The sequence below is a fragment of the Micromonospora sp. NBRC 101691 genome (genome assembly GCF_030269285.1).
Classification (GTDB): domain Bacteria; phylum Actinomycetota; class Actinomycetes; order Mycobacteriales; family Micromonosporaceae; genus Micromonospora; species Micromonospora echinospora.
Window position 1 is genome coordinate 1 of sequence record NZ_BSTB01000026.1, and the last position, 23,308, is coordinate 23,308.

At 72.7% G+C, this 23,308-nt stretch carries 27 protein-coding genes, 1 tRNA gene and 1 pseudogene; 9 read left to right on the plus strand and 20 right to left on the minus strand.

What is annotated here, in order from left to right; genetic code table 11:
* Positions 1-179 precede the first annotated feature (179 nt).
* The 3 genes from QSK20_RS28610 to QSK20_RS28620 form a co-directional block, all read right to left on the minus strand.
* A complete protein-coding gene (locus QSK20_RS28610; protein ID WP_285791727.1) occupies positions 180-1,292 on the minus strand; it encodes a glycosyltransferase family 9 protein in 1,113 nt (370 codons plus the stop codon).
* Between the two features lie 3 nt (positions 1,293-1,295).
* Positions 1,296-1,847 carry an Hsp20/alpha crystallin family protein gene (locus tag QSK20_RS28615; RefSeq protein ID WP_285791802.1) on the minus strand — a complete coding sequence of 184 codons (552 nt, stop codon included), beginning with the start codon at positions 1,845-1,847 and terminating at the stop codon, positions 1,296-1,298.
* A 157-nt stretch (positions 1,848-2,004) separates the two neighbouring features.
* The gene (locus QSK20_RS28620; RefSeq protein WP_285791728.1) at positions 2,005-2,511 is read right to left on the minus strand and encodes a DUF2231 domain-containing protein; all 507 of its coding nucleotides are present in this window, start codon (positions 2,509-2,511) and stop codon (positions 2,005-2,007) included.
* Between the two features lie 169 nt (positions 2,512-2,680).
* On the opposite strand from QSK20_RS28620, the gene QSK20_RS28625 reads away from it, so the two are divergent.
* The gene (locus QSK20_RS28625) at positions 2,681-3,298 is read left to right on the plus strand and encodes a pyridoxamine 5'-phosphate oxidase family protein (RefSeq protein WP_285791729.1); all 618 of its coding nucleotides are present in this window, start codon (positions 2,681-2,683) and stop codon (positions 3,296-3,298) included.
* Positions 3,299-3,310: 12 nt separating this feature from the next.
* Here QSK20_RS28625 and QSK20_RS28630 read toward each other — a convergent pair whose 3' ends face one another.
* Genes QSK20_RS28630 through QSK20_RS28640 form a run of 3 tightly spaced genes read right to left on the minus strand, consistent with a single transcriptional unit; the run spans position 3,311 to position 4,136 of the window.
* Entirely contained in the window at positions 3,311-3,604 is a 294-nt protein-coding gene (locus tag QSK20_RS28630) for a hypothetical protein (protein ID WP_285791730.1), read from the minus strand.
* Positions 3,598-3,912 carry a DivIVA domain-containing protein gene (locus QSK20_RS28635; protein ID WP_285791731.1) on the minus strand — a complete coding sequence of 105 codons (315 nt, stop codon included), beginning with the start codon at positions 3,910-3,912 and terminating at the stop codon, positions 3,598-3,600. The genes QSK20_RS28630 and QSK20_RS28635 overlap by 7 nt, the downstream gene beginning before the upstream one ends.
* A gap of 20 nt (positions 3,913-3,932) precedes the next feature.
* The gene (locus QSK20_RS28640; protein WP_285791732.1) at positions 3,933-4,136 is read right to left on the minus strand and encodes a hypothetical protein; all 204 of its coding nucleotides are present in this window, start codon (positions 4,134-4,136) and stop codon (positions 3,933-3,935) included.
* A gap of 222 nt (positions 4,137-4,358) precedes the next feature.
* On the opposite strand from QSK20_RS28640, the gene QSK20_RS28645 reads away from it, so the two are divergent.
* Positions 4,359-4,559 carry a GntR family transcriptional regulator gene (locus QSK20_RS28645; protein ID WP_285791733.1) on the plus strand — a complete coding sequence of 67 codons (201 nt, stop codon included), beginning with the start codon at positions 4,359-4,361 and terminating at the stop codon, positions 4,557-4,559.
* Between the two features lie 10 nt (positions 4,560-4,569).
* Positions 4,570-5,409 (plus strand): class I SAM-dependent methyltransferase, encoded by an 840-nt coding sequence (locus tag QSK20_RS28650; RefSeq protein WP_285791734.1) that lies wholly within the window; start codon positions 4,570-4,572, stop codon positions 5,407-5,409.
* Between the two features lie 33 nt (positions 5,410-5,442).
* On the opposite strand, the gene QSK20_RS28655 is transcribed toward QSK20_RS28650, so the two are convergent.
* Both QSK20_RS28655 and QSK20_RS28660 read right to left on the minus strand, forming a co-directional pair.
* Positions 5,443-6,087, minus strand: a complete 645-nt coding sequence (locus QSK20_RS28655) for a GNAT family N-acetyltransferase (RefSeq protein WP_285791735.1) — start codon at positions 6,085-6,087, stop codon at positions 5,443-5,445.
* 101 nt (positions 6,088-6,188) lie between these two features.
* On the minus strand, positions 6,189-6,539 hold the full coding sequence (locus QSK20_RS28660) for a nucleoside triphosphate pyrophosphohydrolase family protein (protein WP_285791736.1): 351 nt from the start codon (positions 6,537-6,539) through the stop codon (positions 6,189-6,191).
* Positions 6,540-6,588: 49 nt separating this feature from the next.
* On the opposite strand from QSK20_RS28660, the gene QSK20_RS28665 reads away from it, so the two are divergent.
* Complete coding sequence (locus tag QSK20_RS28665) at positions 6,589-6,954, plus strand: hypothetical protein (RefSeq protein WP_285791737.1); 366 nt, start codon at positions 6,589-6,591, stop codon at positions 6,952-6,954.
* 237 nt (positions 6,955-7,191) lie between these two features.
* Here QSK20_RS28665 and QSK20_RS28670 read toward each other — a convergent pair whose 3' ends face one another.
* A complete protein-coding gene (locus tag QSK20_RS28670) occupies positions 7,192-7,542 on the minus strand; it encodes a hypothetical protein (protein ID WP_285791738.1) in 351 nt (116 codons plus the stop codon).
* Positions 7,543-7,743: 201 nt separating this feature from the next.
* Between QSK20_RS28670 and QSK20_RS28675 the strand changes: the two genes are divergently transcribed.
* Both QSK20_RS28675 and QSK20_RS28680 read left to right on the plus strand, forming a co-directional pair.
* Positions 7,744-8,385, plus strand: a complete 642-nt coding sequence (locus QSK20_RS28675) for a hypothetical protein (RefSeq protein ID WP_285791739.1) — start codon at positions 7,744-7,746, stop codon at positions 8,383-8,385.
* Between the two features lie 67 nt (positions 8,386-8,452).
* Complete coding sequence (locus tag QSK20_RS28680) at positions 8,453-9,358, plus strand: aminoglycoside phosphotransferase family protein (RefSeq protein ID WP_285791803.1); 906 nt, start codon at positions 8,453-8,455, stop codon at positions 9,356-9,358.
* A 6-nt stretch (positions 9,359-9,364) separates the two neighbouring features.
* Here the strand turns inward: QSK20_RS28680 and QSK20_RS28685 are convergent, their stop codons facing one another.
* The 4 genes from QSK20_RS28685 to QSK20_RS28700 all read right to left on the minus strand — a co-directional run bounded on the left by QSK20_RS28685 (position 9,365) and on the right by QSK20_RS28700 (position 11,416).
* Complete coding sequence (locus QSK20_RS28685; RefSeq protein ID WP_285791740.1) at positions 9,365-10,054, minus strand: hypothetical protein; 690 nt, start codon at positions 10,052-10,054, stop codon at positions 9,365-9,367.
* Positions 10,051-10,869 carry an ATP-binding cassette domain-containing protein gene (locus QSK20_RS28690; protein WP_285791741.1) on the minus strand — a complete coding sequence of 273 codons (819 nt, stop codon included), beginning with the start codon at positions 10,867-10,869 and terminating at the stop codon, positions 10,051-10,053. The genes QSK20_RS28685 and QSK20_RS28690 overlap by 4 nt, the downstream gene beginning before the upstream one ends.
* The gene (locus tag QSK20_RS28695) at positions 10,866-11,201 is read right to left on the minus strand and encodes a PadR family transcriptional regulator (protein ID WP_285791742.1); all 336 of its coding nucleotides are present in this window, start codon (positions 11,199-11,201) and stop codon (positions 10,866-10,868) included. Before QSK20_RS28695 ends, QSK20_RS28690 begins: the two co-directional genes overlap by 4 nt.
* 138 nt (positions 11,202-11,339) lie before the next feature.
* A tRNA-Thr gene (locus tag QSK20_RS28700) sits at positions 11,340-11,416 on the minus strand.
* Between the two features lie 256 nt (positions 11,417-11,672).
* On the opposite strand from QSK20_RS28700, the gene QSK20_RS28705 reads away from it, so the two are divergent.
* Positions 11,673-13,412 (plus strand): metallophosphoesterase family protein, encoded by a 1,740-nt coding sequence (locus QSK20_RS28705; RefSeq protein ID WP_285791743.1) that lies wholly within the window; start codon positions 11,673-11,675, stop codon positions 13,410-13,412.
* A 35-nt stretch (positions 13,413-13,447) separates the two neighbouring features.
* On the opposite strand, the gene QSK20_RS28710 is transcribed toward QSK20_RS28705, so the two are convergent.
* The 6 genes and pseudogenes from QSK20_RS28710 to tmk all read right to left on the minus strand — a co-directional run bounded on the left by QSK20_RS28710 (position 13,448) and on the right by tmk (position 19,532).
* Positions 13,448-14,308 (minus strand): PSP1 domain-containing protein, encoded by an 861-nt coding sequence (locus QSK20_RS28710; RefSeq protein ID WP_285791744.1) that lies wholly within the window; start codon positions 14,306-14,308, stop codon positions 13,448-13,450.
* 82 nt (positions 14,309-14,390) lie between these two features.
* The gene (locus QSK20_RS28715; protein WP_285791745.1) at positions 14,391-15,194 is read right to left on the minus strand and encodes a hypothetical protein; all 804 of its coding nucleotides are present in this window, start codon (positions 15,192-15,194) and stop codon (positions 14,391-14,393) included.
* 290 nt (positions 15,195-15,484) lie between these two features.
* Positions 15,485-15,772: pseudogene (locus QSK20_RS28720) on the minus strand (hypothetical protein); the annotation flags it as partial.
* A 1-nt stretch (position 15,773) separates the two neighbouring features.
* Positions 15,774-16,103, minus strand: coding sequence for a YbaB/EbfC family nucleoid-associated protein (locus tag QSK20_RS28725; protein WP_088981034.1), 330 nt, complete (start codon positions 16,101-16,103; stop codon positions 15,774-15,776).
* Between the two features lie 139 nt (positions 16,104-16,242).
* Entirely contained in the window at positions 16,243-17,469 is a 1,227-nt protein-coding gene (locus QSK20_RS28730) for a DNA polymerase III subunit delta' (RefSeq protein WP_285791746.1), read from the minus strand.
* Entirely contained in the window at positions 17,469-19,532 is a 2,064-nt protein-coding gene (gene tmk, locus QSK20_RS28735) for a dTMP kinase (protein ID WP_502889056.1), read from the minus strand. The genes QSK20_RS28730 and tmk overlap by 1 nt, the downstream gene beginning before the upstream one ends.
* A gap of 309 nt (positions 19,533-19,841) precedes the next feature.
* On the opposite strand from tmk, the gene QSK20_RS28740 reads away from it, so the two are divergent.
* Entirely contained in the window at positions 19,842-21,047 is a 1,206-nt protein-coding gene (locus tag QSK20_RS28740) for an amino acid deaminase/aldolase (RefSeq protein WP_285791747.1), read from the plus strand.
* An 11-nt stretch (positions 21,048-21,058) separates the two neighbouring features.
* On the opposite strand, the gene QSK20_RS28745 is transcribed toward QSK20_RS28740, so the two are convergent.
* Entirely contained in the window at positions 21,059-21,724 is a 666-nt protein-coding gene (locus tag QSK20_RS28745) for a TetR/AcrR family transcriptional regulator (protein WP_285791805.1), read from the minus strand.
* Between the two features lie 218 nt (positions 21,725-21,942).
* Between QSK20_RS28745 and QSK20_RS28750 the strand changes: the two genes are divergently transcribed.
* Complete coding sequence (locus QSK20_RS28750) at positions 21,943-23,259, plus strand: D-arabinono-1,4-lactone oxidase (RefSeq protein ID WP_285791748.1); 1,317 nt, start codon at positions 21,943-21,945, stop codon at positions 23,257-23,259.
* The last annotated feature ends 49 nt before the right edge of the window (positions 23,260-23,308 follow it).

Below are 23,308 nucleotides of genomic sequence, written 5' to 3' on the forward strand. Positions count from 1 at the left end.
AAGATCAAGATAAGCCTGCCGCTCGGCAGACAACTTCACCCGACCCTGAGGAGCCCGCACCCCACGCAACCCGAACACCACAACCCCTGCACACGTCAGGTGTTGCAACCACCACTAGAACCCAAGCAAAAAGCGGTAACAGGGGTCCCCTGCTACCACCAAACCCCAGCCCACCCCGCTCACTCGGTGGTGGCGAGGAGTTCGCGGGCGGCTTCGACGACCTCCACCGTCGGCACGTCGGTGACGAACGAGTCGCGGTGGGGGCACTCGCCGGCGCCCGGTCGCGCCGGGTACAAGCCGGGGGTGCAGTCGACGCCGCAGACCGGGCAGTGCACCGTCCAGGACATGATCGGCCGGTGCCGGTGACGCAGCGGGTGCCCCGTGTTGATCAGGTTGCCGACCCAGTAGACGCCGACCGTCGGCGTACCGACCGCCGCCGCCAGGTGCAGCGGGCCGGTGTCGTTCGACACCACCAGCGCACAGCCCGCGTAGCAGGCGGCCAGCGCGCCGAGGCTGAGCGTGCCGACCTGGGGACGGACCGGCACTCCGGCCGCCGCGACCACCCGGTCGACCACCTCCTGCTCGGCGGGGGTGCCGGTGACCAGCACCTCGTACCCGTCGGTGGTCAGTTCCCGGGCCACCTCGGCGAACCGGTCGGCCGGCCAGCGGCGACGGGTGTCGGTTGCGCCCGGGTGCAGTGCCACCCGGGGTCGGGTCGGCTCGCCGAGCACCGCCCGCGCCTCGCCCCGGTCGGCGTCGGTCACCGCCAGGCTCGGCAGGACGGTGGTGGCCGGGGCCCCGACCAGCGCGGCCACCTCCAGGTAGCGGATCACCTCGTGCTGGTAGTAGACGTACCGGAGCCAACGGTCCAGCGGTGGCGCGTCCTCGGCGCGCAGCCCGGCGGTGACCCGCGCGCCGAGGCCGTTGACTACCGGGTTCGAGTTGGCCCCGCCACCGTGCACCTGCAACGCCAGGTCGAAACGCTCGGCGCGGGCGGCGGCGAGGAAGTCGTCCATGGCGGACTCCGGCTCGCCGGGGTCCCGGGCCCGGATCCCCGGGGCCGGCGGGACCACCAGCACCCGGTCCACCGGGCCCGGCCGGTCGCGGAACAGCTTCGCGTGCCACGGCGCGCCGAGCAGCACCAGCTCCGCCTCCGGGTACGCGGCCCGCAGCGCGTCCAGTGCCGGCAGGACGAAGATGAAGTCACCGAGCGCGTTGGCGCGCAGCACGGCGATCCGTGCGACGTCCGGCACACGCCCGGCGACCGGGCCGAGCAGGGTCGGGTCCACCATCCCCTACGGCCGGTCGGTCTCGCTCGACCCCTCGGAGGGGTCGGGCCGGTCGGCGACGGAGCCGGGCTTGACGTCCGGGTGGTGCAGCTCCCGGTCGGCGGCCGGGTCGACGGAGGTCGTACGCCGCCCGGGGTGGCCGTTGGCGGAGCGTGGCGGCGATGCGGGCCGGGCGAGCGAGGTCGGTTGCCCGACGGTGATGGTGCGCGGCGCGGGGCGGGCCGCCCGGGGCAGCCGGACCCGGAGCAGCCCGTGGTCCATGACGGCGTCGATCGTGTCGGGGTCCACCCGGGAGGGCAGGTCCACGCGGTACTCGAAGCCCCGGGTCTCCAGCCCGCCGGGGATGCCGTGGTCGGCGTTGACCTCGGCCTCCGACCGCGCCCGTACGCAGAGTTCCCGGTCGTCGATCTCGACGGCGACCTCCTCGGGCGCCACCCCGGGCAGCCGGACGACGACCTCCCACCCCTCGGCGGTCTCGGTCAGCTCCACCTCCGGCGGCCCGACGCGGCCACCGACCAGGCGGGCCAGCTCGGCGCGGAGCGACTGCAACTCGCCCATCGGGTCCCAGCTGTGCGACCGGCCGCGCCAGCTCCGGCCGGAGCCGCTGCCCTGCTGCTCGTTCACCGCGTCTCCCCGATCCGCGTCTCCCCGATCCGTATCTCTCCGATCCGTGCGGTGGCCGCCCTGGCGGTCCCGTGCCGTAGCGGGCCAGCGCTCACCGCGAGTCCCCGATCCGTGCCGTGGCTGCCGGAGAGCGCAGTGAGCTGGGCGCGTTCAGGTCGGCCTCCCGGTCGACCCCCACGCCGAGCCGGTCGACCAGTTCACCGCCGAGCCATCCGCTGACGCCGAGGATGGCCAGCGCGACCACCTCGATGGCGATGAGCGCACCGCCGGCCGTCCGTGAGTCGGCGTTGAAGCGCACCACCCAGACGGCGGCGAAGAGCAGGATCACCGCCAGGTTGGCCGCGGCGTGGGTGAGCCCGATCCGTTTGGCCCGCGTGTCGGACGGAATCGCGAGCAGGTCGAAGCTGCCCGCGATCGCGGCGAGCAGCCCCATGACCAGCCCGACGGTGATGTTCCAGTAGGCGATCTCCCCGAACACGGCGGACCCACCGAACGTGTCGACGAAGTCGAAGAAGACGGCGGTCACCAGCAGGGCGAACGGGAACATCACCAGCATCGGGTGCACGGGGTGCCCGAGCACCTTGAGTCGGCTCTCCATCTCCGGCCTCCCTGGGTCTTCCGGATCGCGGATGCCCGTGGGATCCGCTGCGTGGGGCGGTTGCCCCGCCGCCGGTGGACGAACCTCGCCGTGGTCCGCCCGGCGTACGCTGGTCGGCGGCCCTCGGCACGGTTCCTGTCACCGAGGTCAACGCACGGGGAGGGACAACGTGACGACGGAGATCACCTCGACCGAGGAACTACGCGAACTGCTCGGCGAGCCCATGGCCCGTGTGGTCACCAAGGAACGCCGTGTCCTGCACGAGCTGGACCGGCAGTGGCTGGCCGCCTCGCCGTTCTGCCTGATCGCCACCGCCGGCGCGGACGGCACCTGCGACGTCTCGCCCAAGGGCGACCCGCCCGGCTTCACGCTGGTCCTGGACGACCGGACCATCGCCATCCCGGAACGCCCCGGTAACCGGCGGGCCGACGGCTTCCACAACATCCTGGAGAACCCGCACGTCGGGCTGGTCTTCCTGGTCCCCGGCCGGACGGACACACTGCGTATCAACGGCCGGGCGAGGCTGTTCCGGGACGCGCCGTTCTTCGACCGGATGGTCGTGAAGGGACACCGTCCGGCACTCGTCACGGTGGTGGAGATCGAGCAGGTGTTCTACCACTGCGGGAAGGCGTTCCTCCGCTCCGAGCTGTGGAAACCGGAGACCTGGCAGCCGGACGCGCTGCCCTCCCGGGCCCGGATCGCCAAGGCGATCGAGACCCCCGAGGCGGAACTGGCCGACCTGGAGCAGTACTACGGCCCGGCGTACCTCAAGAAGCTCTACGCCTGACGCCTGCCTCGGTCAGCGGAACCGGTCCGGGTTCGGCCGTCGCCGTCGGACGGTGCAGGGCACGCTGTGCTCGGTGGGCAGGGCGCACCGGCCGCCGCCGGGCAGCAGCCGGTCGCAGAACACCCGGTGCCGTACGCCCTGCGCGTCCTCCTCGGAGACGGTCACCTCACCGGCGTCCACGCAACCGGTGACCTGGGCGAGCGCCCGGGCGGCGGTCCGGGCGAAGATCCGCGCCCGGGTCAGGTCAGGCACCACGATCGGCAGGTGGATGACCCAGCGGCCCGGGTTCCGGGGATCGGTCACCATCGGGCCAACTCCCGGGCGGTCGGGGCCTGGACGGTCTGCCAGCTCCGCAGCGCGTTCTTGATGCGGAGGTTCTCCTCCCGCACGGCGGTCAGGGCGGTCCGGGCGACGGCGAGTTCGTCGGCGACCCGGTCGAGGAAGGCGGTGATCTCGGCCGGGTCCAGTCCCCGCCGGCGGACGGTGAATTGGTAATCACGGATGCGCTCCGGGGTCAGCTGCGGATGCCCACGGAGGGCGGCATTGTCGCTGGTCGACGGAGGTCGGAGGTGGTGTCGGCCCCGTCGCCGGGGACGGCGGAGGAGTACGCGCACGGGTGACCGCCTTCCGGAAGTCAGGTGATGTTCGCCGGAGTGGTGTTTCCTGGTGTTCGGGGGTGCCCCTGCTGGCTCGGGTCCGGCCGGGACACCCCCGCCCTGCCGTGCGCGGCGTCGAGCAGCAGCGACGGCGGAGCCGCCCCGGTCAGCCGGGGGAAGATGGGCGGCCGGCCCGGGAGGGGACCGACCACCCCGGCCGGGGCAGGTACGTGGTGGAGCACCGATGCCGCACCCACGAGGCGCCAACCAACCGCAAGCACCGCATCGCTGTCCGTGACGCTATCGACACTGGCACACCTACGTCAAGTGCATCTTGTGCGGCTATTGCAGCACCATCAGCACTGTCACCTGTTTCATTACATGCATTGCCTGCTTCGGGACATCGATCGATACTGGGAGGGCCAACCGACCGCAAGGGACCAGACGTGCCTATCCCACCCACGATGGATGAGCTGCTCGGCAGCTTGTTACGCAAGATCGAGAACGGCTCGTACCCGCCCGGCACCCAGTTGCCGTCCGGCCGGACCCTGGCCGCCGAGTACGACGTCTCGCACTCGACCATCCAGCGCGCCATAGCGACCCTGCGCGAACGGGGTGTTCTGGTCGGGCGGCCGGGGCGGGGTGTCTTCGTCGCCGAGAAGTGACCGCGATCAGATGCGGCACGGGGAGTTCGAGGACCCTCGGCTCGTCACCGTCTACGATGCCGAGTGCCGGTGGGGGCCGGACGACGACTTCTTCCTGGCGGTGGTCGGTGAGACCCCGCAGGCGCGCGTACTCGACCTGGGCTGTGGCACCGGGCGGCTCACCCTCGCCCTGGCCGCCGCCGGGCACCGGGTCACCGGCGTCGATCCGGCCCGCGCCTCCCTCGACGCCGCCCGTGCCAAGCCGGGCGCGGACCGGTTGACGTGGATCGAAGGCACCGCCGCGCTCCTGCCCGACCGGTCCTTCGACGTGGCGGTGATGACCAGCCACGTCGCGCAGTTCTTCACCACCGACGAGGAGTGGGACGCCGTTCTCGCCGACCTGCGCCGGGCACTCGTACCCGGCGGGCGGCTGGTCTTCGACTCGCGTGACCCCGCCGACCGACGGTGGGAGCGGTGGAACCCGGTCGACTCACGACGGCACCCGCGCCTACCGGACGGCCGGACGGCCGAAGCGTGGACCGAGGTCACCGAGATCCGGGGTGACCTGGTCTCCTTCACCCACCACTACCGCTTCCCGCCGTCACCAGCCGATGATCCACTCCAGATACGGGATGTCGGGGTGTCCGGTCGACCGGAAACCCCGACATCCCGCAAGTCGAGTCGATCACCGTCTGCGGACACCGGTCTGGAGCTGCACAGCTCGGCCACCCTCCGGTTCCGCACCGAAGGTCAGATCCGCGCCTCGCTGTACGGACGCGGTTTCGTCGTCGAGCATGTGCACGGCGGTTGGCGGCGCGAGCCCGTCGGGGCGGGTGACGGCGAACTCGTGGTGATCGCCCGTGTCGCCTGACCCGCCCGGCGCTCGTGGGCAGGACGGGGTGGTTCAGCGCGCGCCGAACAGCTCCAGGCAGGGTTCGAGACCGGTCAGGCTGACCGCCGGACGGTCCGTCCGTTCCCAGTTCTCCCTGGTCAGACGCAGGTACTGGGAGACGAGGACCTCGCCGTCGCAAAGGTCACGGCTGATCCCGTCCGGCTGATAGCCCAGTTTGCGGGAGACGGCGAGCGGCGCGGCGTTGTCGACGAACGAGCCGCTGGTGGCGTGCGCGGCCCCGAGACCGGCGAAGGCCAGGTGCAGCACGGCGGCGCGCATCTCGGTGCCGATTCCCCGACCGTGGTACGCCGTACCGAGCCAGGAGCCGGTCGCCACCTCGCGGCGCACCGCGTAGTCCCGGGCCCAGACGTCCTGGACGCCCACCGGCTGTCCCTCGACGAAGACGGCCAGGTCGAGCGACCAGGACTGGGGGGTCCATTCGCCCCGCCGACGCCATTGGTTCTGGACCACGGCACGGGCCCGTTCAGCGGGTGTGCCCTCCGCCCACGACACCAGGAAGCGCCGTTTACCCGGCTCGTGCACACCATGCGCGGCGACCTCCGCCAGCGCGGCCATCTCGTCCTCGGTGGGCAGTCGAAGTTCCAACCGGGCGGTCCGCACCCGCAGTCCCAGCAGGGGCCAGTGGTCGATGAGCACGACGAATTGTGGCCGGTGCGCGACCCAGGGCGCACCGGGTTTTACTGTCACCGTCGCCGCTCACCTGTGCTGCTCGCGCCGCTCACCGCCGCTGCCGCCGCTTACCCCCGCCGCGCCGGGTTCACCGGTTCGGCGTCGGTGCGGGGGGTCGGGTTCCACCTCAGCCACTTCCGTTCGACCTCGGATCGCAGGTCGACGCCGTGGTGTCGGGCCATCACCAGCACCTGGCACAGCACGTCGGCCAGTTCCGCCCGGAACCTCTCGTCGATCTCCTGCTCGGTGAGTCCCTTGTCCCGCGCCTGCCCCGTACGCATCAGAAAGGCCTGGGTCAGCTCGCCCACCTCTTCCTGGAGCTTCAGCAGGAACCAGGTCGCGTCCTGGGTGATCCCGTGCCGGCGGGCGTAGTTGCGGGAAACCGTCTCGACCTGGTCGGTGAGCTCGCTCAGATCCACCCGGGCAGCGTAGACACACCGGAGCCCGGACGCCGACTACCCTCATCCGGTGCGGACCGAGACCGATTCCCGAGCCGGTGGCAGACGGCGGGTGTGGCCGCTGACGGCGATCCAGCTGCTCCTCGTCGCGGCGTACGCCCATGCGGTGATCGCCTACCTCACCACCGATGCCGAGTTCTTCCCGGAGCAGTCGCCACCCGGATGGTCGTGGCCCGCCGTGGTCGTGGTCGGGATCGGCTTCGTCCCGGCACTGCTGTGCCTGGCGGTGGCCCTGCCCCGAATGGCCTCCACACGCCTTCGAGCCGAACGGTCACCCCGGCTCGGGCTCGCCGTGGCCAGCGCCCTCACCGTGCTGATGCTCGTGGTGATGGCCACTCCGCCCGGCTGGGAACTCTTCGACTGGTACGTCAGCTGAGACGGCCCGGTCAGGGGCACATCCAGCAGTAGAGGTGCTCTCCGTTCCCGCGTGCCCTCCGGGCCGGGCTGACAAGCTCGTTGAGCAGCACCAGCATGGCTGCCGGAGGCGGGTGGCCGACAGCCGCAGGAATCCAGGGTCGAACGTCGGCCTGGTCGCCGGATGTTCGCTGATTCGCAATTCCGGCGACCATGCCTGGTCGTTTTTTCACGCCCCGGGGTGTCGGGCGGTGGGCGGTCAGCCCACCAGGCGGTAATAGTAGGGATTGCTACCGCACATGTTCGTGGGTTGGATCGCGTCGTAGCCCCATCCCAACGGAATCGAACAGACCCACCGGCCGTTCACCGGGGTCCGCAGTCGATACTGGTACCGGAGCGACCCACAGGTATTGCTGACCTGCACCCAGTCCCAGGTGTAGCCGCTCGGCACCGAACAGGACCAGGTCAGGTCCAGACTCTGGGCAACCGGCGCGGACTCCTGGACGGAGCTGTTCTTCTGCGCTGCCGGATTTGCGTGCGCGGGAATTGCAGCCGCGCCAATGATCAGCGGGACCACCATGGCGAGTACAGCGATGAATCGACGCAACACGGCTTTCCTTTCGGTCGCTGGGAAACCAACCATCGTTGCCTCGGAATCGTGCCAGACCGAGTGGACGTACGTCTATTTTTCGATATTGGCTTCGTGCCGACCGCAAATCGGACAGACGATCGTCGTGCACCGCCGCTCGGGAAGGAACCCACCGCCGGCCGGAGGCCGGGGCCGGTTGCGGTCCGGCCCCATAATGAGCCGATGTCCGTCGCCGCAGGTGGTACCACATCAGCCGTACGCCCACGTCGCCGCTCCGTCGTTGGCTGGGTGGTGGGCGTCGTGGCCGCCTGGGGGCTCGTCGCCGGGCTGCACCTGTTCGGCCTGAAGCTGGCCAACCTGTGGCTGTTCGGTCTGCTTCTCACCGGGCTGGGCTGGCTGGTGGCGATCGCCGTAACCGGGGCCGCCCTGGCGGCCGTGTGGCGCCGGGGCCGGTCGGTTCCGGCGTTGTCACTGGTGCTGGTCCCCGGGTTGCTGGCCCCGGCGGCGATCGTGGCCGTCGACTGGACGTCCACCTTCGTCCACGGCTTCTACCGTCTCCACCGGGCCGACTTCCAGGCCGCAGCCGCGCTCGCCGACCAGGTCACGGCCCGGCACGGCGACCGGTACGGCCAGGTGCTGCCGAAGGATCTGCGGCACCTGTCGTCCAAGGGACGGGCGGTGCGGATCGGCACCGAGGGCAGCGGGCCGACCGGAATCCTCCTGCCGGTCCAGGTCGGCATACCGGACGGCGCGGCCGGCTACGCGTACTTCGCCGGTACGCCGGGCGACACGGACTTCGACTGCTTCGCGGACCCCTGCCGGGTGCGCTGGTCGCTCGGTGACGGCTGGTACTGGCTGGATTGACCGGGCGCGGGGCACCTAATCGGTTGGTGGCGCACCGCCCGGCCGAACTACGGTGCCAGCCGTGCCCATGCATGACAACGAGATCCGAGCCAGCGTCGGGCAGGTGCGTCGCCTGGTGGCAGACCAGTGCCCACAGTGGGTCGGCCTTCCCGTGGTGCCCCTGCCCGACGAGGTCGAGGGCACCGACCACGTGCTCTTCCGGATCGGCGACGAACTCGCCGCCCGGATGCCCAAGATTGCCGGCGCGGTCGACCAGGCCGACTCCGACGCGCGGTGGCTGCCCCTACTGGCGTCCCACCTGCCGGTCCGGATCCCGGTTCCGCTCCACGTCGGCGAACCGGGCGCGGGGTACCCCTGGCGGTGGACCGTGGTGCCGTGGGTCGCGGGAAGCACGCCGCCCCGGCTCGGCTGCGACGACGTACGCCTGGCCCGCGACCTGGCCGCCTTCGCACGCGCCCTGCACCGGGTGGATCCGGCCGGAGGTCCGTCCAGGCCCCCGGGATCCCGGGGATCGGCGCTACGCCACGTCGACGACGCCGTCCGCCGGGTGCTGCCCCGGTTGGCCCAGCATGACGACGGTTTCGACGTGGCGGCGGCCGAGGCTGCCTGGGACGCCTGCCTGGCCGCTCCCGACTGGACCGGGAACCCGGTGTGGATCCACGGCGACCTGCAACCGGGCAACCTGATCACCGACGGCGGCCGGCTGGTCGGGGTCGTCGACTTCGGCGCGCTCGGGGTCGGCGATCCCGCACCGGACGTGGCCCCGGCGCTGTGGACCTTCACCGGCGCGGCCCGGGAGACCTACCGGGAGGCGGTCGGGTACGACGACGCCACCTGGCGCCGTGCCTGCGGCTGGGCCCTCGCACCGTCGCTGACCGGCATCGACTACTACCGGCACACCTTCCCGCGAATGGCCGAGCACGGCCGCCGGATGGTCCGCGCCGTGATCGCCGAGTCGTCCGAATTCTGGTAGCCGTGGCTAGCGGGTGACGAAGCGGACGTGCGGGTGGCGGCGAAGGCGGATCGTCGCCAGCACCGCCACCAGGGCGGTGGTAACGACGCCGAACAACACGCCGTGCGCCAGGCCCCGGGTCAGGTACTCCGACCCGGTGTGGTCGACGGCGTACGTGCCGATCTCCCGGCTGGACCAGAAGGGCAGGAGCCGGGTGATCGAGTCGGCTGGGTCGATCATCATCTGCACGCCGACCACGACCAGCAGGAGCAGCGTCCCCTCCAGGTCACGCGGCACGGCCGCGCCGATCAGCAGTCCGAACGGCGCGGCCACGGCGACCGTGAGCAGCATCGCCAGCGCGATGGCGCCGATTCGTACCTGGTCGCCGTGGTCGACCGCGACCAGCACGAAGAACGGCACGGCGATCGACAGCCCAAGCGTCCACATCGCCGCCAGCCGGCCGAGGTAGAGGTGATGGCTCCGGTAGCCGGACAGGCGCAACCGGGGCTCGATCGGCCGGCTGGTGCCGCTGGCGAAGAGCGCCGCAGTGCTCACCGCCCAGGCGATCCCGAGAAGCAGGAACCGGATCGACTGTCCGACGTGGTCGCCGCGTCGGACCAGGTAGAACGCCAGTGGTAGGGCGAGCAGCAACACGAGTACGCCCCGGCGACGCAGCATCTCGCGCAGTGCCATGTCGGCGACCGTAACGATCTTCATGCTGCCGTCTCCCGTACGGTCAGGTCCAGCACCTGGTCGACCTGGTCCAGGTGGCTGAGCAGGTGGGTGACCACGACGATCGCCCGGCCCTCGTCGCGCCATCGCCACACGTGCTGCCAGAAGTCGAGGTACGTGCCCCGGTCGAAGCCCTGGTACGGCTCGTCGAGCAGCAGCACGTCGGGGTCGCCCATCGAGGCCATCACCAGGTTGAGCTTCTGTCGGGTACCGCCGGACAGGTGCCGGGCCTGCGTTCCGTCCGCCGGATCCCACTGGAGCGCGGCGGCACCGGCCCGGCCCAGCCGCCGCGACCGGGTCCGGTCCAGGCCCCGACCGGCACCGACCAGGACGAAGTGCTCGTCGGGCCGGAGGAAGTCGTACGTTCCGGCGTCCTGCGGGCAGTAGCCCAGCACGCCGTCGACCACCACCTCACCCGCGTCCGCGGAGAGCAGGCCGGCGCAGACCCGCAGGAACGTGCTCTTGCCGCACCCGTTGGCACCGACGACCGCCGCCACCTCGCCGGCGCGCACGGTCAGGTCGACGTCCCGCAGGACGGTGCGGCGGCCGTACCGCTTGGTCACCCCACGCACGTCGAGCCGGACGCGGCCGGGCGGGCGGCGCGGTGGGCGGCGCGCGGCGAGGCTGTCCGCGACGGCGGCCGCGTACCCCTGCGGCGTGCCGAAGGCCCGCAGCGCCGGTTGTCCACTGTCACGCAGGTGCGTGGCGGCCTCGGCGATGACGTGGCCGGTCACGTCCGGGCCGATCTGGTGCCGGGCCAACTCCTGGCCTAACGCGTGCAACCAACTGTCGTTGTTCACGGCAGTTCCTCCCGGAAGATGGCGTCCACCCGGCCGGCGAACGCGGTCCAGTCGGCGGCCAGCCGGCGCGCGGTCTGCTCGCCGGACGGCGTGAGGCGGTAGTACTTGCGGGCCGGGCCGGTCCCGCCCTCGCGCCATTCGGCCGTGATCAGCCCGGAGCGCTGCAACCGCAGCAGCACCGGGTAGAGCGTGCCGCCCTGGATCTGTCCCAGCCCGGCCTGGTCGAGCGCCTGCGCCAGCTCGTAGCCGTAGGACTCCCGCCGGCCCAGCAGCGCCAACACGCAGACGTCGAGGACGCCGCGCAGCCACTGCCCCCGCCGGTCGTGATCCATGCGAAGCAAGGTAGCACAGCCATCTAGATAGAACCGCCACCTAGTGGGCAGACATTCGTCCCACCGCCGGTAACACGGGAGCATGAAGAAGGCCCAGGTCATGAGCGGCGATTGTGCCGCTGACCTGGGCCTTTCCCATGGAGCCGCCTGACGGAATCGAACCGTCGACCTACGCATTACGAGTGCGTCGCTCTAGCCGACTGAGCTAAGGCGGCAACGATCGTCAAGTGTACGGCACGCACCCCGCCCCGGTCTCCCGGGATCCCCCGTCGCCGTCCCCGCCGAGTCGGGCACCGTCCTCTGCCGGGTGGAGGTGGTTGCAGGGGTCCCCTGCTACGCAAAAAGCGGTAGCAGGGGACCCCTGCAACCACCCCAGCCGCCCACGGCGGAACAGCGGTGAATCGGACAAGGGTGGTGTAACGGTCTAGCAGCAGACAGCGGTACCCATCCGGGCCGGATACGCTCCGCGGCGTGAGTGACGACCGCCCCTCGCCCACCACCCCGCCGGAGGCGACCAGCTCCGACGAGGGTCACCCCCGCCGCCCACGCAGCACCGAGCCCCGCGAACTGGGGTTCACTCCGCGCCGGGCGGTGCCGTGGCTCGCGCCGCTCCTGCTGATCAGCACCGGCATCCGTACGCTGCTCGCGATGTTCTTCGGGGCGTACCTGGACAAACGGGAGCTGCAGAACGCCTTCGGGGACGGGGTGTTCCGCCAGGTCGGGCCGGACGGCGGGCTCTGGCTGGACTACGTCGCCGATCTGGGCGACGGGTTCGACGCCACGTACTCGGTGGCGTACCTGATCGCCCAGCCCGGGCTGGACGTCGACGGGCATCGGTTGCCCCGGGCGCAGACCCTGGTCATGGGCGGCGACCAGGTCTACCCGTCGGCCGGGTACGAGGCGTACGAGGACCGCTGCAAGGGGCCGTACCAGGCGGCACTGCCGCTGGCCACGCCGGGCGGACCGACGCTGTTCGCGGTGCCCGGCAACCACGACTGGTACGACGGCCTGACCGCCTTCCTGCGGCTGTTCGTCCGTTCCCGGGACCAGTACTTCGGCGGCTGGCGCACCGAGCAGTCCCGGTCCTACTTCGCCGTCGAGCTGCCCGCCGACTGGTGGCTGTTCGGGCTCGACGACCAGTCCGGGTCGTACCTGGACGATCCGCAGCTCACCTACTTCGAGGCAGCCGCCGCGCGGCTCGGCCCGCAGTCGCGGGTGATCCTGGCCGTGCCGGCACCGACCTGGGTGCGGGCCGTCGACACCCCCACCGCGTACGACTCGCTCGACTACTTCATCCGCACGGTGATCGCGCCGACCGGGGCGACGGTACGGCTGGTGATCACGGGCGACCTGCACCATTACGCCCGCTACGCGGGACCGGACCGGCACCTGGTCACCTGCGGTGGCGGTGGGGCGTACCTCTACCCCACGCACAAGCTCCCGGAGCAGATCGAGGTGCCTCCGCGCGACACCCTCGCCCGGCGGGCCAGCCGTTCCGAGCCGTACGACCTGGCCGGCCGCTACCCCGACGCGGCGCGCTCCCGACGGCACGGCTGGGGGATCTTCAAGCGGCTGCCGTTCCGCAATCCCGGCTTCGCCGCGCTGCTCGGCACCCTGCACACCCTGCTGATGCTGGCGATGGCCGGGGTGGCGGCGAACCGGGCGGACAGCGCCGAGCAGCGGCTGTTCAGCGTGCCGCTGATCGCGATGCTGCTGGTGACGATCCTCGGGGCCGGTCTCTTCGCCAAGCCGCCCAGCGCGAGCGGCAAGCGACACTCCCGGCACTGGATCCTCGGCATCACGCACGGGCTGGCGCACGTCGCGCTCGCCGCCGGGGGCACCTGGCTCTGGTTGGAACTGCCGTTCCACGACTGGCCGTGGCCGATGCCGGTGGTCGCCGCCGCGGTGGTCTACGGGCCGGTGATCGGCTTCGTGGCGAGCGAACTGACCGCCCTGTACCTGCTGGTCGCGTCGGGCTTCGGGGTGAACGTGAACGAGCTCTTCGCCGGTCAGGGCATCGAGGACGCGAAGTCGTTCCTGCGCCTGCGGATCGATCCGGACGGCACCCTGACGATCTATCCGATCGCCGTCGACCGGGTCTCCCGACGCTGGCAGGTCAACCCGGACCAGTCCCCCACCGCCTCCTGGCTCACCCCGCAGGATCCCCTCACGCCCCGCCTGGCCGAGCCCCCGGTGGTCCTGCGCCCCTGACCCGCCGGCCGAGGCCCGGAGGCAGCATCACGCGGTCATCGCGCGGTGCCCTCCGGACCGGACCGGTCGCGGCTCTCGTAGGCACGACGGGAGCCGCAGACGTCGGCGCGGGAGCACATGGAGCGCGAGCCGTCGGCCTCCAGGCGGACGGTCACCGCGTCTCTCGGGACGCTGTGGCCGACCACGCGGCCCTCTCCTTCCGGCGTGGTGACGCGGGCGCCGATCGCCGGGGCGGACTCCTGGAACCTGGCGTACAGCGGATGTTCGTACTTCAGGCAGCACATCAGCCGGCCGCACGCCCCGGAGATGCGCAGCGGATTCAGCGGCAGGTCCTGGTCCTTCGCCATCCGGATGGTCACCGGCTCGAAGTCGTTGAGGAACGTGGCACAGCAGAGGTCCCGGCCGCAGGAGCCGATCCCGCCCTGCACCCGGGCCGAGTCGCGGGCGGAGAGTTGGCGCAGCTCGACCCGGCAGTGCAGGGTCGCGCCGAGGTCACGGACCAGGGCGCGGAAGTCCACCCGGTGCGGCGCGGTGAAGTAGATGGTGGTCCGGCCGTTGCCGCCGACCTCGACACCGGGTACGTGGTCCACGGCGACCACCTTCATCGGCAGGCCGTGCTCGCGGATCAGCCGCTTCGAGGCGACCTTCGCCTCGGCCTTGCGCTGGCGCAGCAGCTCGTCGCGGCGCAGGTCCTCGTCGGCGGCGAGGCCGGCCAGCTTGGGGAAGCCGTCGGTGTCCTCGCTGACCCACTGGGGTGCCCAGACGCACTCGGCCACCTCGGGGCCGTCGTCGGTGGGCACCAGCACGCGGTCGCCCACCTGCGGGCGGAACTCGCCCGGGTCGAGGTAGTAGAGGCGGCCGTACCGGTTGAAGCTGACCGCGCAGAGCATCCCCATGCCCTCACCCTACGACCAAGTGGCGGCCCCCACCCACCCCGGAGTCGTCACCCGGCCACCCGTTGCAGCCATCGACCGTCGACTAATCGTCCCGCCAGCGGACGTGGAGCGGATCCGACGGGGCGGGGCCGGTCGGCCGGGACCGCCAGGGCACCTCGGCGAGGCTCGGCGCCCACTGACGCAACAGGGTCTCCGCCCCGTCGTACGCGACGGCGAGAACGGCCAGGACCCGGGCGGCGATCTCGGCGGCGGCGCGGGCGGAGGCACCCGCGCCGGGGCCGCCCGCAGCAGCTCCGGGTGCCCCGCCGGGCCCGGCCGGGGTGGGTACGCCGCCGGTCCGCTGGAACGGGCCGGCGGGGTCACCGGGCCAGGGCGGGACGGTCGACACGGGAACGGTCGCGCCACCGACCCGGGGCGCGGTGGCGGCCACCACGGTCACCGCTTCGGCGGAGCCGAGCACGTCGGCGAGGGCACGGGCCAGCGCCAGGCGGCTGCGCTCGGCCCAGTCGGCGAGCGCGTCAGCGTACCCGGCGGTCGATTCGAGCCGGCCGACCAGGCTGTCCGGCCCTTCGTCGAGGTGCCGCAGCAGCCCCGCCCGCGCCTGCCCGTACGCCGTGGCGGCCGGACCGGACCAGGCGGCCTGGTCGGTCAGCGCGGCGCAGGCGTCGTCGTAGTCGCGGACGAACTGCCGCACCGTCCGACCGGATCCGGCCAGCGGGGCCGGGCGCAGGTCGAGGAAGGTCCGGACGGCCTCGCCCGGCAGGGCCTGCATCCGGCGTAACAGCGGCCAGACCGGATGCCCTTCCGGCACCCCGGAGGCGAGCAGCGTGTCCACCCGGCCGAGCAGGTCCAGGCCGGGTTCGGCGAGTCGGTCGAGCAGGTCCATCAGCCGTCACCCGACCGGGGACGGGGCACCCGGGGCGGGAGGTCGGCGGTGAACGGGAAGCCTGATCCGGCCGGGACGCTGTCCACCCCCGCCCGGAAACCCGCCGCGTGCAGCGGGGCGGCGGCCGGGGCGGCCCCGAACCACGGGTCGTCGGCGACCTCGGGCGCGGGAACCGCGGACCGGGACCAGGCGTCGGCGACGTCGCGCGCGGGGGTGGCGGGCCGGGACCACGGGTCGGCGACGTCGGGCCGGGGCCAGGCGTCGGTGTGCCGGTCGGGGGTGTGGGCGAGGCGGTGCCGGGCGGCGGCGTCGGTGTCGGCGTACCGGTCGGCGGCGTCGCGGATCGCGGACGCGGCGGCGGCGAACCGGGCGGCGGCGGCCCGCGCCTCCCGGGCCCGGTTGTCCGTGGCGGTGACCCACTGCCGGTGCAGGGCACGGCCGAGGTCACCGGGACGGCCGGGCCCGTCGGCGCCGAAGGCGGTCGGGGCCGGGCCGGCGGCGGTCGCCGCGTGGGCGACGGCGGCCAGCGTGGCGCTCGCCTCGTCGAGGCGGGCGGCCAGGGCGCGCAGGCTCTCCATCTCAGGCCCCCGCCAGCGGTCGGTACGCGGCGAACGTCTCGTTGTGCAGCTTCTCCCGCGCCCACTGCGCCGCATCGGCCGCCGCGGTGACCGCCGCCTGCACCGAGTTGGCGACGTCCCGGGGGTGGCGGTTGTGCAGCGGGCCGAGGAAACGGACGTCGGTGATCGTGCCGGCGGCGGTGACCACCACCTCGACCAGTCCGTCGGGGGAGCGGACGGTGACCTGGACGCCCGCGACCGCCGCGTCGAACTCGGCCTGGAGAGACTCGATCCGGCGGTACCGCCGGACGGCCTCCTCGATCCAGGCTTCGTCGATCTCCCCCCGCGGCATGGGCGGACTCCTCCCGCAAGCGGTGTCACTGAGGGTGCCGTCGCCGTCACCACGGCACAGGGACCGTACCGCAATCAATCGACACTGTCGATGGCCCGGGGAGCAGGGGAAGTGCGACCCCAGCGGTACCGGATGGGGCTCAGCCCTTCCACAGGGCGAGCATCATCGCCTCCACGGCGATCTTCGGCTTGACGTTGGCCTCGATCGCGACGCGGCACTCCAGCACCGCCTCCAGCCGGCGCAGCGCACCCTCGGCGTCCCACTTCTCCGCGCCGGCGCGGGCCATCGCCACGGTGTCGGTGTGCACCGGCGCGACCGGGGCCCGCAGCGCGGTGACCAGGGCGTCCCGGTAGAACCCGGCCAGGTCGACCAGGGCCCGGTCCAACGCGTCCCGCTGCGCCCGGGTGGCCCGGGACTTCTGCCGCTTCTCCAGGTCCTTGATCTGCCCGGCGGCCCCCCGCATCGCCCCGGCGGCACCCCGGCCGGTGCCACCCGCGCCGAGCGCGGTCTGCAACGCGGCCTTCTCCGCGGCGTCGGTCTCCGCGACGGCCGCCGCGGCCTCCGCCTCGGCGGCCTCGATCAGCGCGGACGCGGCGTCGAAGGCGGCCCCGACCCCGGTCAGCCGGCGCGGCACGGCCAGCACCGCGTCCCGCCGGGCACGGGCCTCCGCGTCGCCGGCCAACCGGCGGGCCCGACCCACGTGGCCCTGGGCGGCGGACGCCGCCCACTCGGCCACGTCGGGGGCGATCCCGTCCCGGCGGACCAGCACCTCGGCCACCGCACCGGGCGGCGGCTGTCGCAGCGGTACGACCCGGCAGCGCGACCGGATGGTCACCGAGATGTCGTCCGGGTGGGTGGACGGGGCACAGAGCAGGAAGACCGTACGTGGGGGCGGCTCCTCGATCGCCTTGAGCAGCGCGTTGCCGGCCGCCTCGGTGAGCCGGTCGGCGTCGGAGATGATCACGACCTGCCACCGCCCGCCGGACGGGGTGCTCGCCGCGCGCAGCACCAGGGCGCGCATCTCGTTCACGCCGATGGAGAGTCCCTCGGGCACGACCAGCCGGACGTCGGCGTGCGTACCGGCCATGGTGGTGTGGCAGCCGGCGCAGGTGCCGCAGCCGGTGCCGTGCACGCACTGGAGAGCGGCGGCGAAGGCGCGGGCGGCCTCCGAACGCCCGGAACCGGGCGGGCCGGTGAAGATCCAGGCGTGGGTCATCCCGGCACCCGGGTCCGGTCCGGTCCGGTCGTCACCGTCCGCATCGGGGTTACCGGCGACACGCAGCACGGCGGCGGCCGCGGCGGCGGCCCGGCGCAGCGTGTCGACCGCCTCGTCCTGCCCGACCAGGTCGGCGAAGACCTCCGACATCAGCGGGGTTGCTCCATCGTCACCAGCTCCGCGTCGGATAACTCCGGCTGCGTCGAGGTGTCCGGTTGCTTCGCCGGCGCCGGGTGCACGATCGCGGACGGGTCGACCAGCATCTCCTTGACCCGGTCGGCCACCTGGGCGGCGATCTCCTCGGCCGGACGGGACGCGTCGAGCACCAGGTAGCGCTTCGGGTCGGCGGCGGCGAGATCGAGGAAGGCGTACCGGACCCGCTCGTGGAAGGCGAGCGATTCGGCCTCGACGTGGTCGGCCTCCCCACCCCGGGCCGCGACCCGGGCCAGGCCGGTGCGCGGATCGACGTCGAGGAGCACCACCAGGTCGGGCTTGAGACCGCCGGTGGCCCAGGAGGAGAGCCAGGAGACCTCGTCGACCGGCAGCGTCCGTCCGGCCCCCTGATACGCCAGGGAGGAGTCGACGTACCGGTCGCTGACCACCACCGCGCCCCGGACCAGCGCGGGCCGGACCACGGTGGCCACGTGGTGCGCCCGGTCGGCGGCGTAGAGCAGCGCCTCGGCGCGCGGCGACGGGGTGTCCGAGCCGGGGGCGCCGAGCAGCAGCGTGCGGATCCGCTGGCCGACCGGGGTGGCCCCGGGTTCCCGGGTGACCACCACCTCGTGCCCCTGCGCGCCGAGGGTCTCGGCGATCCGGGTGACCTGGGTGGACTTGCCGGCCCCCTCGCCGCCCTCGAAGACCACGAAGAGACCGGCGGAGACGAAGGGCTCGGCGGGGGTGAGCGGACGGCCCCGCATCGAGCCCCACAGGTCGGCCAGGACCGGGACGCCCTTCTTGTCGTCCATCTGCCGGAAGGCGCTGATGCCGGCGAAGATGCCGGCCGCACCGGCGGCGAGCAGCAGCAGCCGGGTGGAGGAGATCGAGATGCCGAGGTCGGCGATGCGCAGCTCCCGGGAGCCGCCGACGCCGACCAGGAGGCTGCTCAGCGCGATCGCGAAGATCAGCACCAGCCGGGTGCCGATCTGCACCACGGCGAAGACCCGGCCCCGGACCTCGTCGGCGATCTCCCCGCCGAGCAGGGTGGTGCCGGCGAGGAAGGCCATGCCCGCGCCCGCGCCGACCAGGATCGCTCCGAGCATCGCCATGGAGAGGTGGATGGCGAAGGCGAGCGCCAGCACGGACGCGCTGGCCAGCACGATGCTCATGCCGAACCAGCGACGGCGGGAGAGGTCGCGGACGATCATCGGGCCGAGCCCGATGCCGATCGCCAGGCCGATGAAGATCGCGCCGAAGAGGAGGTAGAAGGCGGCGTCGCCGGCCCCGAGCGAGGCGGCGAAGAAGCGGGCGGTGCCGATCACGATGCCGCCGCCGGCGAACGCGCCGAAGATGCCAAGCACCAGCCCCCGCACCAGCGGGGTGTGGCCGATGAACCGCCAGCCCTCCTTGAACTGGCGGAGCATGCTCTGCTCGGCGCGGGCCTCCCGTTCGTCCTTGCCCTGGCTGATCTCCTTGATGCCGAAGGCCACCACCAGCGCGGTGGCCAGCCGGGAGAAGGCGTTGAACCAGAGCGCGATCTGTGCCGGCTCGGCCCAGTCGGGCATCTCACCGCCGGTGGCGGCCCGGACGCTGGCGTCCAGCCCGGCGATGCTCAGCGCGGCCAGGACCGGGGTGAGGCCGTACGTGCTGATCAGGCTGAGCTGGTTGGCCATCTCCAGGCGGGCACGCGGGATGAGGTTCGGGACCGCCGCTTCCTTGGCCGGGAGCCACATCAGGGTGATCGTCTCGATCAGGAACGTCGCCACCGTGGCCCAGCCGACCACCACCCCGCCGCTGGCCCCGAGCAGCGCGACCAACGGGATGGAGGCGAACAGCAGGAAGCGGAGCACGTCGCAGATGACCATCGTCCAGCGCCGGTCGAACCGGTCGGCGAAGACCCCGGCGAGCGGGCCGAGCACCAGCGCGGGCAGCAGCCGGATCGCGATGACGGTGCCGAACGCGGCGCCCTTGGCGGTGCTCCCCTCGACCTGGTCGGCGGCGAAGATGGAGGTGGCGAGCAGGCCGAGCCAGTCTCCGTAGGAGGCGGCGCTGAGCACGATCCACAGCCGGCGGAACGGCCGGATGCGCAGCACGGAGCGAAGTGCGGCGTAGCCCGTCCGGTCGACCTGGTTCGACGACGACACGCCGGCCGACTCGCCGTTCTTCTGGCTTTCGATGGCCGTACCTCCAGTGGCGGCCCATCCCTGGGCGTCTCCCGGTGTCACACTCTAGTCGCGGTGGGCAGTCATCCCGCTGAAGTGACATCCTGCTGCTCGCGAGCCTAGGGCCTCGGCGCACGGGGCCACCGACCCCGGTCGGACGCGAGGGTGTTTCGCATTACCCGTTCCCACAGTTAGCGTGCTTCCGTGGCCATCGAACGCGACCTGCTCCGCGACCGCCTCGACCGGGCGACCGCCCACCTCGACCCGCCGTTCGCCGTGGTCGACCTGGCTGCCCTCGACACCAACGCCACCGCGCTGGTCGACCTGGCCGCCGGCAAGCCGGTCCGGGTGGCCAGCAAGTCGGTCCGCAGCCACGACCTGCTCACCCGGGTCCTGCGCCGGCCCGGCTGGCGGGGCGTGCTCGCGTTCACCCTGCCCGAGGCGATCCGGCTGGTCCGGGCCGAGGTCAGCGACGACGTGGTGGTCGCCTACCCGACCGCCGACCGGGCCGCCCTGGCCGAACTGGCCGGCGACCCGGAACTCGCCGCGGCGGTGACCCTGATGGTGGACGACCCGGCCCAACTCGACCTCGTCGACGCGGTACGCGCCCCGGGGCAGCGCCCCGAGCTGCGCGTCTGCCTCGACCTGGACGCCTCGTGGCGACCGTTGCGCGGGGTGCACGTCGGGGTACGCCGCTCGCCGGTGCACAGCGCGACGGCCGCCGGCGCGTTCGCCGCCACCGTCGCCGGGCGACGCGGCTTCCGGCTGGTCGGGGTGATGGCGTACGAGGCGCAGATCGCCGGGCTGGGCGACGCCCCGCCGGGGCAGGCGCTGCGGGGCACCGCGATCCGGGCGGTGCAGCGCCGGTCGTACCGGGAACTGCTGGCCCGCCGGGGCGCGGCGGTGGACGCCGTACGGCAACACGCCGACCTGGAGTTCGTCAACGGCGGTGGCACCGGCAGCCTCGCCGCGACCAGCGCCGACCCGGCGGTCACCGAGGTCACCGCCGGATCCGGGCTGTACGGGCCGACGCTCTTCGACGCGTACCGCGCCTGGCGGCCCGTCCCGGCGGCCTTCTTCGCCTGCGCGGTGGTCCGCCGCCCCGCGCCCGGGGTGGCCACGGTGCTCGGCGGCGGGTGGGTGGCCTCCGGTCCCGCCGAGCGCAGCCGACTCCCCCGGCCCTGGCTGCCGGCCGGGTTGCGGCTGGTCGGCACCGAGGGCGCGGGCGAGGTGCAGACCCCGCTGACCGGCGCGGAGGCCGACCGGCTCCGGGTGGGTGACCGGGTCTGGTTCCGCCACGCCAAGGCCGGCGAGGTCTGCGAACGGGTGAACGAGCTGCACCTGGTGGACGGGGAGGCCGTGGTCGCGGCCGTCCCCACCTACCGGGGTGCGGGATGGGCGTTCCTGTGACCGGGCGGACGTCAGCCGGCGTCGGCGGTCACCGCGGCGGCCGGGGAGCCGGTCGGCTCGTCACCGTCGCCGTCCTTCCCGGCGCTGCCGGTCCCCTCCGCACCGCTCACCTCGTCGGCGTGCCCGGGGGCCTTGACCTGGCGGTGCAGGTACTCCCGGATCAGCGCCTTCGCCTCGTCCAGCACCCGCTCGTCCCCCTCCGGCTGACGGCGGAACGCGAGCTTGATCAACGAGTCGGCCGCCTCGACGGCGATCTCCAGGATGAAACGGAGCCGGGGCCCGTCGGTCAGACCGAACCGCTCGGTCAGCACCCGGGCCAACTGGTCGGCGATCACGCCGTTGTTGTCCCGTTGCTCGTCGAGCAGGTGCAGGTCGACCACGTCGCCGAAGTGCAGGGTACGGAAACCGGGAACGGTGCGGTGCATGGTGATGTACTCGTCGATCGCCGCGTCGACACCGTCCCACCAGTCGGTCAGGTCGTCCGAGGCGAACCGCGCGTCGAGCCGCTGGAGATAGGACTCCATCGTGCGCAGGGTCAACGCCTGCACGATCGCCCGCTTGTCCGGGAAGAACTGGTAGACCGACCCGATCGCGACCTCGGCCCGTTCGGCGAGGAGCGTGGTGGTCAGCCCTTCGTACCCCACCTCGTCGACGAGCTCGGCGCAGGCGTCCAGCATCCGCTGGACCCGCGCGACACTTCGCCCCTGCACCGGTACCCGACGCAGCGGACCGGTCGTGGCGGCTGGTGTGGACACTCGACGCCACCCCCCTTCGACGGATGAACATTTCTGCACGTCACGGAAGCGTGACGCTACCGGTACTAACGAGCCGGCCGGCAATGTGGTGTTTACCAGTCACAACGTTCTGATGGTTCCCCTGGCGCACGGAGGCGCACATGACGCGGACGATCCCTGCCGGCACCGCCTGGACGAACTGGGCGGGTAACCAGCGCAGCGTCGCCGGGGCGGTGCCCCGACCACGCGACACCGGCGAGGTCGCCGAGGCGGTACGGGCCGCCGCCGGGGCGGGCGCACGGATCAGGCCGGTGGGCAGCGGCCACTCCTTCACCGCCATCGCCGCCACCGACGGTCACCGGCTGGAACTGGCCGACCTGACCGAGCCGGTCCGGGTGGACCGGGAACGCCGACTGGTCAGCGTACCGGCCGGGATGACCCTGCGGACGCTCAACGACCTGCTCGCCGGGCACGGCCTGGCCATGCCCAACCTGGGCGACATCGACGCGCAGACCATCGCCGGGGCGATCTCCACCGGCACCCACGGCACCGGCGCGCGACTCGGTTGCCTGGCCACCGCCGTCGAGGCGCTGACCCTGGTCACCGGCACCGGGGAGGTGCTGCGCTGCTCCACCGACGCGCACCCGGAGGTCTTCGCCGCCGCCCGGGTCGGCCTCGGCGCGCTCGGCGTGCTGACCGAGGTGACGCTGCGCTGCGTGGACGCCTTCACGCTGCTCGCCCACGAACGACCGGCGCGGCTGGCCGACGTGCTGACCGACCTGCCCGCGCTGGTCGACGGACACGACCACGTCGAGTTCTACTGGTTCCCGTACACCGACCGGGTGCAGGTCAAGACCAACGACCGGGTGGCCGTCGACGACCGGCCGCTGCCGGGGTGGCGGGGCTGGCTGGACGACGAGTTCCTGGCGAACACCGTCTTCGAGCGGGCCTGCCGGCTGGGTCGGGCGTCGCCCCGGCTGGTGCCGACGATCAGCGCGGTCAGCGCGCGGGCGCTTACCGAACGGCGGTACACCGGCCGCTCCGACCGGATCTTCTGCACCCCGCGCCGGGTCCGCTTCGTGGAGATGGAGTACGCCCTGCCGCGTGCCGCGCTGGGCGAGGCGCTCGACGCGCTGCGCCGGATCGTCGACGGGCTGCCGTTCCCGGTGCTCTTCCCGGCCGAGGTGCGGTTCACCGCGCCGGACGACATCTGGCTGTCCCACGGGTACGGGCGGGAGTCCGCGTACATCGCCGTGCACCAGTACGTCGGCATGCCGTACGAGCCGTACTTCCGGGCGTTCGAGGAGGTGGCCCGGGGCCTGGCCGGGCGTCCGCACTGGGGCAAGCTGCACTACCGCGACGCCGCGTCGCTCGCCCCCGCCTACCCGCGCTTCGCGGACTTCCAGGCCCTCCGGGACACCCTCGATCCCGCCCGCGTCTTCACCAACCCCTACCTGACCCGCGTCCTCGGCTCCTGACCGGGCGTCCCGGAATGCGGCATGTCGGGGTGTCCGAGTGGCCGGACGC

Bases quoted from the DNA above. Each gene is read 5' to 3' on its own strand.
- QSK20_RS28610 (WP_285791727.1), bottom strand. From the start codon at position 1,292: ATGGTGGACCCGACCCTGCTCGGCCCGGTCGCCGGGCGTGTGCCGGAC.
- QSK20_RS28615 (WP_285791802.1), bottom strand. From the start codon at position 1,847: ATGGGCGAGTTGCAGTCGCTCCGCGCCGAGCTGGCCCGCCTGGTCGGT.
- QSK20_RS28620 (WP_285791728.1), bottom strand. From the start codon at position 2,511: ATGGAGAGCCGACTCAAGGTGCTCGGGCACCCCGTGCACCCGATGCTG.
- QSK20_RS28630 (WP_285791730.1), bottom strand. From the start codon at position 3,604: ATGGTGACCGATCCCCGGAACCCGGGCCGCTGGGTCATCCACCTGCCG.
- QSK20_RS28645 (WP_285791733.1), top strand. From the start codon at position 4,359: ATGGATGAGCTGCTCGGCAGCTTGTTACGCAAGATCGAGAACGGCTCG.
- QSK20_RS28650 (WP_285791734.1), top strand. From the start codon at position 4,570: ATGCGGCACGGGGAGTTCGAGGACCCTCGGCTCGTCACCGTCTACGAT.
- QSK20_RS28675 (WP_285791739.1), top strand. From the start codon at position 7,744: ATGTCCGTCGCCGCAGGTGGTACCACATCAGCCGTACGCCCACGTCGC.
- QSK20_RS28680 (WP_285791803.1), top strand. From the start codon at position 8,453: ATGCATGACAACGAGATCCGAGCCAGCGTCGGGCAGGTGCGTCGCCTG.
- QSK20_RS28685 (WP_285791740.1), bottom strand. From the start codon at position 10,054: ATGAAGATCGTTACGGTCGCCGACATGGCACTGCGCGAGATGCTGCGT.
- QSK20_RS28695 (WP_285791742.1), bottom strand. From the start codon at position 11,201: ATGGATCACGACCGGCGGGGGCAGTGGCTGCGCGGCGTCCTCGACGTC.
- QSK20_RS28710 (WP_285791744.1), bottom strand. From the start codon at position 14,308: ATGGGGATGCTCTGCGCGGTCAGCTTCAACCGGTACGGCCGCCTCTAC.
- QSK20_RS28715 (WP_285791745.1), bottom strand. From the start codon at position 15,194: ATGGACCTGCTCGACCGACTCGCCGAACCCGGCCTGGACCTGCTCGGC.
- QSK20_RS28725 (WP_088981034.1), bottom strand. From the start codon at position 16,103: ATGCCGCGGGGGGAGATCGACGAAGCCTGGATCGAGGAGGCCGTCCGG.
- QSK20_RS28730 (WP_285791746.1), bottom strand. From the start codon at position 17,469: ATGTCGGAGGTCTTCGCCGACCTGGTCGGGCAGGACGAGGCGGTCGAC.
- QSK20_RS28745 (WP_285791805.1), bottom strand. From the start codon at position 21,724: ATGCTGGACGCCTGCGCCGAGCTCGTCGACGAGGTGGGGTACGAAGGG.
- QSK20_RS28750 (WP_285791748.1), top strand. From the start codon at position 21,943: ATGACGCGGACGATCCCTGCCGGCACCGCCTGGACGAACTGGGCGGGT.